General features: G+C 64.0%; 11 protein-coding genes. 7 read left to right on the plus strand and 4 right to left on the minus strand.

Annotation, left to right across the window (positions count from 1 at the left end; genetic code table 11):
• The first annotated feature begins 25 nt into the window (after positions 1 to 25).
• On the plus strand, positions 26 to 373 hold the full coding sequence (locus NM1_RS14810; RefSeq protein WP_068019764.1) for a WXG100 family type VII secretion target: 348 nt from the start codon (positions 26 to 28) through the stop codon (positions 371 to 373).
• Positions 374 to 1,543: 1,170 nt separating this feature from the next.
• Here NM1_RS14810 and NM1_RS14820 read toward each other — a convergent pair.
• The gene (locus NM1_RS14820) at positions 1,544 to 1,783 is read right to left on the minus strand and encodes a hypothetical protein (RefSeq protein ID WP_068019768.1); all 240 of its coding nucleotides are present in this window, start codon (positions 1,781 to 1,783) and stop codon (positions 1,544 to 1,546) included.
• A gap of 71 nt (positions 1,784 to 1,854) precedes the next feature.
• Between NM1_RS14820 and NM1_RS42230 the strand changes: the two genes are divergently transcribed.
• Both NM1_RS42230 and NM1_RS14825 read left to right on the plus strand, forming a co-directional pair.
• Entirely contained in the window at positions 1,855 to 2,004 is a 150-nt protein-coding gene (locus tag NM1_RS42230) for a hypothetical protein (RefSeq protein ID WP_157123916.1), read from the plus strand.
• A gap of 16 nt (positions 2,005 to 2,020) precedes the next feature.
• Positions 2,021 to 2,452 carry a hypothetical protein gene (locus NM1_RS14825; protein ID WP_068019770.1) on the plus strand — a complete coding sequence of 144 codons (432 nt, stop codon included), beginning with the start codon at positions 2,021 to 2,023 and terminating at the stop codon, positions 2,450 to 2,452.
• Between the two features lie 202 nt (positions 2,453 to 2,654).
• Here NM1_RS14825 and NM1_RS14830 read toward each other — a convergent pair whose 3' ends face one another.
• Genes NM1_RS14830 through NM1_RS14840 form a run of 3 tightly spaced genes read right to left on the minus strand, consistent with a single transcriptional unit; the run spans position 2,655 to position 4,942 of the window.
• Entirely contained in the window at positions 2,655 to 2,873 is a 219-nt protein-coding gene (locus NM1_RS14830; protein WP_068019772.1) for a hypothetical protein, read from the minus strand.
• A 60-nt stretch (positions 2,874 to 2,933) separates the two neighbouring features.
• Positions 2,934 to 4,262 carry a sensor histidine kinase gene (locus NM1_RS14835; protein ID WP_068019774.1) on the minus strand — a complete coding sequence of 443 codons (1,329 nt, stop codon included), beginning with the start codon at positions 4,260 to 4,262 and terminating at the stop codon, positions 2,934 to 2,936.
• Positions 4,259 to 4,942, minus strand: coding sequence for a response regulator transcription factor (locus tag NM1_RS14840; RefSeq protein ID WP_068019775.1), 684 nt, complete (start codon positions 4,940 to 4,942; stop codon positions 4,259 to 4,261). The genes NM1_RS14835 and NM1_RS14840 overlap by 4 nt, the downstream gene beginning before the upstream one ends.
• 345 nt (positions 4,943 to 5,287) lie before the next feature.
• Here NM1_RS14840 and NM1_RS42235 point away from each other — a divergent pair, with 345 nt between their 5' ends.
• The 4 genes from NM1_RS42235 to NM1_RS14855 all read left to right on the plus strand — a co-directional run.
• Positions 5,288 to 5,512 carry a hypothetical protein gene (locus NM1_RS42235; protein ID WP_147289079.1) on the plus strand — a complete coding sequence of 75 codons (225 nt, stop codon included), beginning with the start codon at positions 5,288 to 5,290 and terminating at the stop codon, positions 5,510 to 5,512.
• 115 nt (positions 5,513 to 5,627) lie between these two features.
• Entirely contained in the window at positions 5,628 to 5,924 is a 297-nt protein-coding gene (locus NM1_RS14845) for a WXG100 family type VII secretion target (protein ID WP_068019777.1), read from the plus strand.
• A 47-nt stretch (positions 5,925 to 5,971) separates the two neighbouring features.
• The gene (locus NM1_RS14850) at positions 5,972 to 6,268 is read left to right on the plus strand and encodes a WXG100 family type VII secretion target (protein WP_068019780.1); all 297 of its coding nucleotides are present in this window, start codon (positions 5,972 to 5,974) and stop codon (positions 6,266 to 6,268) included.
• Between the two features lie 154 nt (positions 6,269 to 6,422).
• Positions 6,423 to 8,008 (plus strand): AAA family ATPase (locus tag NM1_RS14855; protein ID WP_084519640.1); only part of this gene is annotated, 1,586 nt, incomplete at its 3' end.

Here is an 8,008-nt window from a genome sequence, read left to right on the forward strand (position 1 = left end):
CTGAGAACGATAAAGGGCGTCAATCATGGTAGACCGCATCGAATTGGACCCGGCGAAATTGCGCGAGGCGGCAGCGGAGTTCGAGGACATCGCCGAACGGTGTCGGCGAACAGTGGACAAGTTGCAAGACGCGATCCAGAGCAGGGGACAGGTTTGGGGAGATGACAAGATCGGCGAGAAGTTTGCCAAGGGTGAGCAGGGGTATGAGAGTGGCCGAGACAATATGATCGAAGCGATCGACGGCCGGATCTCACTCCTCAATGACAACGCGAATCAGATTCGTCAGGCTGCGGAGGAGTTCGAATGCGTCGAGGATCGCTCTCGCGACATGCTCGCCCCACGAGTTCAATCGCGTCGGCATCCGACAGGGTAAAAGTGGACTGAACCGCAGAAATGGCCTTGTCGAAAGAAGCTCAGAACCGTTCCGATGCACCGTAATCGGACAACACGCTAACAGCGACGGCCCCGCCATCGGCGGGGCCGTCGATTTTCAACGTCCGCTCGAGAACTCTGGGCGAGCGGGCCCCACCCAGCAACAACGACAGCACAGTATCCGCACCGTCCCGGACTGCGCTGCGCCGCGAACCTGCCGGCGTGCCTTACAGAGAGCGAAGCAGTACCAGACCATGACCGGAGCCATCGACACTACGGTCGTCTGGACAGCGAAAACGTCACGATTGCCTGCACGAACAGCGCCAATGCGGTCGTTGCGCCAAGCAGGACATCGATCTCCGGACGGGTGAGCTCATGCAGTGCAGTCGCCGCCCTTCTGCTGACGAGGACACAGACCCAGAACCCGATTCCCGCGACCATCGCACTCGGCACACCGGCCACTGCGGGTGGCGATGGAACCCGGATGGATAGGCCCCTCAACCTATGTCGAGGGCCTCGACCACCAGATGTGCTGCCGTTCCTGGTGGTCGAGGCCTCGCGAGAAGAGCGGAACTTCGAACCGTAACCGGCCGCTGGGATGGACGCGACCGGTCAGTGGGCTCAGAGCGTGTTGACCTCAGGGGAAATGGTTCCCGTTATCTCTGTCGTCATCCGCATTGCCAGGATCGGGCTGCGGGTACTGGATGCCCCCTTCGCGTACGCGGGAGCCCTCGTCCGGTTTGGACGAGTCAGGGGCGTCAGAGTTGTCGCTCAGAGGGACCTTGACTTGAACTGTGATGGTATCCGCCACGCCCTGGGCGTTCGCTACGGCAGGTTGTGCGGTGGCGAGTGCAGCGATTACCGCGGCCCCGCCGAGAATGATACCCGATTTCTTCCGGTGCACAGTGCTCCTGACTTCTTGTGGTAATTTCCGGCAGTTTTGGAAAGTGGTCAAACTCCATTACAGCCCAGGTGGTCCGAACGGAGATTCCGTGCTGCCGGACAATATGTACCTGGGTAGATCCATCAAAAGCATCAGCCACATCATCGTGTACTCCTTTGGGTAGATGATGTCCGGGCGGCGCGCCCGCGAACCATCGCGTACACCCAGCGCTGCGACGGCTGACGTTGGTCAGGAGCCGCGCACTCGGTGCGTGGCTCCTGCGATATATCAGCGGACGAGGGTCATCTGGAACTTGTCGCCGACCGGGTCGCACCGGTAGGACCAGCCGTCGGACAGCTTGACCGGGTTTCCGTCGACGGTGACCTCGCCGAAGTCGCCCGCGCCGGTGCACTCGCCGATCGTGTTGTACTGCCCTTGAACGACCAGCTCTTCGGCGTTGGCGGTCGCGGCGCCGCCGGCGACGACGCCGAGGGCCAGGGCGCTGGCGGCAAGTACGGTCTTGAACATCAGATCTTCCTTTCTTCGTAGCGGTCGGGCGACCGCTACGGCTACTTCACCAACCCGATCGTGAAGGTTTCATGACCGTTTCGACCGAATTCTCCAGTCGCGTCAGGTCGAGCCTCACCACGGTGGCGATCGTGCCGGACCCAATCGTGATCGGCATGCCCGATCACGATTCGGTCATAGACGGGGTGATTGTCTGCTGGCTGTTCGGGAACGACTCGTAGAAGGACAACTGCCGCAATGAAACTCACTACGTTCGCTGCGACCGCTCTAGCCGCGACGGCTATCGGTGCGACGGCGTTCACCGCACCCGCTGCGTCCGCCAAGCCGTTGCCGGTCGATCCGGGTGCGCTCGGGCAAGCGATCGCGAGTTCGATCAAGGCCGCGAATAATCGGGAAGCTGCGATCGAGGCCGCCGTCAATCAGGCGTACTTCGACGAGAGGGAGGAGTTCGGTGTGCTTGCGATGAATTTGCAGCAGCCGCATGACGATTCGAAGCTCGACGTAGCGGGCTACACGAGTTTCGATTACGACGGCATTACCTATGGTCTTTACCTGATCGAGGGCGGGCAGTTCACCAACAACGGGGATGGTGGATTTGCCAACTGGCGCTATCGGGGTTTGGTCGATCGTCGCGATGGCATGACGGTGTATTTCAAGGATGTGGGCTGACACTATAGTCGGCACGCACAGGGGTGGCGAGTGAGTGGGTGTAGCAGCTACCTCACGCAGCCTCTCTCGCTCGGCCCGGTCGCCGATTGCGGCGACCGGGCCGGGGTGCATCGTGGATAATGGTGTTGGGGACATCGTGTTACGCATGGAAACATGTGTGGGAATTCGGTTGCCCCGGAATCTTCGACGAGTCCGGCTTCCGTCAGTTGACGAGGTACAGTTCCCAGCTGCTCGAGGGAGCTGGTCGGCATTCGTAGCGGGTCCAGCCCGGGTGCGCGGGCGTGTCGGCGCCGGCGGCTTCGCAGGCGCCCCGGTTGTCGTATACGCCGTAGCGGATGTCGTCGGCCAGCGCCTGGGCTCCGCTACCGAACAGTGTGCCGATTGTGAGAGCGGCGAAGGCGGCCGCGATCCGGTTCGACATCTGCAGTCTCCCTTTGTTGTGGTGGATCACGTTCCACCACAACGCATTACAACAGGGCGACTATGATGATTTCGTGACCGCCGGTCCTCTCGTGACCGCGGGGGTGGGGAGTTCGGCGGGCGGCAGCCACAGCGTGGCGAGGGTGCCGCCGCCTGTGGCAGGTTCTATTGACGCGTTGCCGCCGTGCATGCGCGCCACCCAGCCCACCAGCGACAGGCCGACTCCATGCCGACCACCGCGCCCGGCGACCCCGCGCTCGAAGGGGTTGGCCGACATGGTCGGATCGATGCCGGGGCCATGGTCGCGGACGTTGATCCGCCCCTCGGCCACGAACACTTCCACGGGGACCAGCCTGTTCACCGCGCCGTGCATGATTGCGTTTTCGAGGAGATTGCGGACAGCGAGACTCAGCAGTTCGGGATCGCCGACCACCACCGAGGGTCGTGCGTCGATCGTGAGGCGGGCGTCGCCGAGCTCGTCGGTGACGGCCTCGGCGAGCTGGTCGAGGCGGAGCGGGGTGCGCTCCGGGTCGGCAATGCCCGCCTGCATGCGCGCCCGCGTGAGCAGGCCGGTGACGAGCCGGGCCATCCGATCGGCCAGTCCACGCGTCTCGTCGAGCATACGATCGACATCGCCGGGCGACCGCGGGTGGGATTCAGTTATCAGGCGCATAGTCGTCAGCGGGGTGCGCAGCTCGTGCGCCGCATCGGCGAGGAACTGCTCATGCTCGTCGAGTACCCGTGCGGCGGCGCGAATGCTGCGTCCCGCCAGCAGATGTCCTGTCGCTGCGGCGGCTGCGACGATGAGCAGCCCACCGAGTACGAGCCCCGCCACCAGCATCCGGTGTTCACCGGTTCCTGTCATCGGTGGGGCACCCGCCATTACCACCGCGACAAGGTCGTTGTCGGCCCAGAACACCGGCGTCGCAGCGACTCGGACCGCGGCGCCGGACAGACCCGTCTCGCTGTGCATACGGGTGGCATAAATCTGCCACTCCGACCGGTCCACGGTATCGGAGGCAAGCAGTTCGAGGTCGGCGTCCGACGGCAGTTGCGTCCGAAGGTAGGTGTGTGCCTGCCGCCAGGGCCCGCTCGCCCCACTGCGAGTGAGGACGGCGACAGCGGCCTGCTGATTGGCCAGCGAATCGTCGACGATGGTGGCGACATCGATGGTGTGATTTTCGTCGGTGAGCTGCACGGCGCGCGCCAAGCCGCCGGCCACCCGGTCCAGATCGCGGTCGACACCCTGTGACCGCGACTGGGCATCCAGCGTTGCCGCAACCACGCCGAGCACAGTCATGCACACCGCCGTGATCGCGGTGACCAGCGCCGTCAGCATCCACCGTGTGCTGCGCAGCCGCGCGAGCGCGGGACGATCGATGGAACTCATGCCCGGGCCGACCCCGCGCCGGTCGCGGCAAGCACGAATCCGGCACCGCGCACGGTCTCGATCACCGCCGGCGCTCCGAGCTTTCGACGCAGCTTGGCTACCACCGCGTCCACGACATTGGAGGCGGGTTCGGCCATTTCGTCCCAGCAACACTCGATGAGTTCGCTGCGTGAGACCACGCCGCCGTGCCGTGCCGCCATCAGCTCCAGTACGGCGAATTCCCTCGGTGTCAGGGACAACAGGATCCCGCCGCGCTGTACCCGACGGCGCATCCGGTCCAGCTCTATGTCGCCCACCGTGATTCGCGAAGCCGTGGGCTGATCCTGCCGCCGGCACAACGCGCGTACGCGCAGGACCAACTCGGGCAAGGCGAACGGCTTGGCCAAATAGTCGTCGGCCCCATTCTCGAACCCCTCGATACGGTCGGCCAGCCCATCGCGGGCGGTCAGGATCAGCGCGGGCACGGTTTGTCCGGCGGCACGAGCGCCGGCGATCAGATCCAAGCCGTCCCCGTCGGGCAACCCACGGTCGACAACCAGGCAGTCGTACCGATTGACGGCGACCTTGAAGTCGGCCTCGGCGACATCGGATGCCAGGTCTACAGCGAAACCGGCCGCCTTCAGCCCCTCCACGACCTCACGGCGCAGCCGTTGGTCGTCCTCCAGCACCAGAACACGCACCGGGCAGACATTAGGCCATTTCTACGCACTGCCCAACCGTCGCAAGGTCTCGATTGGTATCAAATGATCGAAAAATTATTCCGCGCGGATCGCGAAGCGGTCCCTACGACTCCTGTTGCACGCGTCGAGAACAGTGTCCACCGCGCCAACTTCGGGCCAGGAGTCCGGACGGAATGTCCCAGCGTGGATTAAGCATTCATGAAATTCTCATAATCAACCAGCCATAGTCGTCTTGGAACGATCCACCACGGTCGCGTGAACGATATCGCGTCGGCTCGCTACCGCAGCCGCTGTCGTTCGAGAGCGACCAGGATGCCATGGTTTACGAGATGGAGCAGCGTCGGCGTGGCGTGGGAGGACCTGTGGCGCCGGATGGACGACTGGGTCGACGGAGTGCTCGAGGCGCTCGCGCACCCGAACTGGTATGTGCGCGTGCGCGGTTCGGAAGAACAAGTCGCGACGGTATGGATAAGAGATTCCATTTGGGCGGGTCCGTTCGGGCCATGTCATACCTGCGCCGACATCGTTCCGGGCCCCGAACCCGGTGGCCCGCAGGCGATGACGGCGTGACCGGGCCGCCGGACGTAAGGAGGTGCCCGACGCCGTAGCCCAATCGTGAATGTGAATCCGGTCAGATCGAACCGATCTAGAAATCAAGATCATCCGTAACGAAAGGCTTTGAGAAATGTCTATGTTCGGTAATGGCGGAAATGCCGTCGGCGTCCAGACCGCCGGTATCGACAAGGTCGTCTCCGATATGGAGACGTCGATCCAGAACCTGCGCCAGTCGGTGAATGCCGTCGACGCCGCGTGCGATGAGGTCCGCGCGGGCTGGAAGGGGGAGGCGCAGGACTCGTTCAAGAAGACGATGGACGACTGGAACGACGAGTCGGCTCAGCTGAACCAGCGGCTGGATGCGCTGTCGCAAGCCGTGACCTCGGGTAAGTCGACCCTGGTGAAGATGGACGAGACCTCCGTCTGATCCGGTGACGATCCCCTATTTCATTCGACCACAGAGGAATTGAGAACATGAGCGAGATTCTTTACGACCAAAAGGCCATGGACCGGCTGTTCGACGAGCTGAAGGCCAACGGCAGCAAGATCAATGGCGAGATCGACGCGCTGCAGTCGGCCGCCAAGTCGTTCCACGACAACCTGGGTGGTGAGCAGGCCCAGGCCAGCTTCCAGCAGGCCAGCGACAAGATGAACGAGGCGCTGGCGGACACCCGGCAGAAGCTGGATGCCCTGGCGGGAAAGGTCGAGAGCGCCAAGAATGCGGCGCTGGAGGCGGACGGCCGCGTCGGCGACGGGTTCGCCGGATTCTGAGTCCGCGCAAGCGGTTTCGATGAGGTCATGCCGACGGCCGACCGGAGTGGCTGGTCGGCCGTCGGTGTTCGGTCCTGAATTGTCGTGCGGCAACCCGTGGTCGGCCGATGAATGGAAACACAATCATGAACGAGGGTTTCGGAGTGCGACCGTCGTGAGCAGTAATCGTCAGGCGCAGCGCGCATTCGATTCCGGGGTCTTGTCGTTGGGTCTGCCGATCGAGGGGCAGGAATCGGCGCCGGATCCGCAGTATGCGAGGTTGGCGTTTCAGCGCGCGACGGGGTGGGATCCGACGATGTGTGATGCCTGGCTGGGCCGGGCCACTGCTGCGGAGGTCACGGAGGTGTTGTTTAGTCTGCACAAGACCAGTGCGGGCACGCTGTACAGGGAGCAGCGCTGGGTAGGGTTGTCGCAGGGGCGGTTGGCGGGCCGGTTTCCGTTGGGGCTGTTCATCGTTTATCCGCTGTCGGGTTATGCGGAGATCTGGTTGGCGTGGGCGACGCACCTGATCGGAGAGCGGGAGTACGACGTGGCCGAACGCGTACTGGACGAGCTCGAGGACCATCGCACATCGCGGTTCGAGGAACCGGACCGTCTGGGGGACAAAAGAATTGCCGCGGGCGATATGGACAGACGCGTCGCAGCGTATGTGCGCGCCGTGTTGCACTACAACACGCAGCGGTGGCCGGATGTGATGACGGTGTTGGCAGGGTCTGCGGAGTGGGATGATCCGTACCTCGCGGCCGGTGCTCATGTGATGGTCGGCACGGCGTGTGCGCAGCTGGGGTTGTTCGGCGAGGCGATCCGGCGGATGCAGCAGGCCGAGGTCGAGGACCGGGCCAAGGCGATCCTCGCCGACGCGCGTGCCGAACTGGACCGTCAGATCGGTTTGGACGCGGTGAAGAACCAGGTCGCGAAGCTGCAGTCGACGGCGCAGCTGGCCAAGATCCGCGCCGAGAAGGGCCTGTCGGCGGCGCCGCGTGGTCAGCATCTGGCGTTCACCGGCCCGCCCGGCACGGGTAAGACCACCATCGCCCGCGTGGTCGCCAAGATTTATTGCGGTGTCGGGATTCTGCGGACCGACAAGGTGGTCGAGGCCAAGCGCGGTGATTTCGTGGGCCAGCACCTCGGCTCGACCGCGATCAAGACCGAGAAGCTGATCGACACCGCCATGGATGGCGTGTTGTTCATCGACGAGGCCTACACGCTGATCCAAACGGGACTGTCGGGTGGTGACGCGTTCGGTCGTGAGGCGGTCGATACGCTGCTGGCGCGGATGGAGAACGACCGCGACCGGCTCGTGGTGATCATCGCGGGGTACGACGGCGAGATCGACCGGCTGCTGCAGGCCAACGACGGCCTGTCCTCCCGCTTCTCCAAGCGTCTCCAATTCCCTTCGTACAAGCCCGAAGAGCTCGGCCGGATCGCGGTGCTGATCGCCGGGGCCCGGGATTCGGAACTGTCCGAGGATGCGCAGGCGCTGCTGGTGCGGGCCTGCGAGCAGCTGTACAACCTGGAGAGCACCGACCAGAGCGGTGCGCCGCGGCGCGGGGTGGACCTGGCGGGCAACGGGCGCTTCGTCCGCAACGTGATCGAGGCGGCGGAGGAGGAACGCGAGTTCCGGCTCGCCAACGACGATTCGCTCGACCTGTCGGCCGCCGACGAGTCGCTGCTGATGCGGATCGAGGCGGAGGATATGCGGGCCGCGCTGACGGAGATCCTGGCGTCGTTGAACGTGGG

The organism is Nocardia mexicana NBRC 108244 (assembly GCF_001613165.1).
Lineage (GTDB): Bacteria > Actinomycetota > Actinomycetes > Mycobacteriales > Mycobacteriaceae > Nocardia > Nocardia mexicana.

What these genes read in the sequence shown, in the direction of transcription:
- NM1_RS14845 (WP_068019777.1), top strand. Translation starts at nt 5,628, where the DNA reads ATGTCTATGTTCGGTAATGGCGGAAATGCCGTCGGCGTCCAGACCGCC.
- NM1_RS14810 (WP_068019764.1), top strand. Translation starts at nt 26, where the DNA reads ATGGTAGACCGCATCGAATTGGACCCGGCGAAATTGCGCGAGGCGGCA.
- NM1_RS14835 (WP_068019774.1), bottom strand. Translation starts at nt 4,262, where the DNA reads ATGAGTTCCATCGATCGTCCCGCGCTCGCGCGGCTGCGCAGCACACGG.
- NM1_RS14850 (WP_068019780.1), top strand. Translation starts at nt 5,972, where the DNA reads ATGAGCGAGATTCTTTACGACCAAAAGGCCATGGACCGGCTGTTCGAC.
- NM1_RS14830 (WP_068019772.1), bottom strand. Translation starts at nt 2,873, where the DNA reads ATGTCGAACCGGATCGCGGCCGCCTTCGCCGCTCTCACAATCGGCACA.
- NM1_RS14825 (WP_068019770.1), top strand. Translation starts at nt 2,021, where the DNA reads ATGAAACTCACTACGTTCGCTGCGACCGCTCTAGCCGCGACGGCTATC.
- NM1_RS42230 (WP_157123916.1), top strand. Translation starts at nt 1,855, where the DNA reads ATGACCGTTTCGACCGAATTCTCCAGTCGCGTCAGGTCGAGCCTCACC.
- NM1_RS14820 (WP_068019768.1), bottom strand. Translation starts at nt 1,783, where the DNA reads ATGTTCAAGACCGTACTTGCCGCCAGCGCCCTGGCCCTCGGCGTCGTC.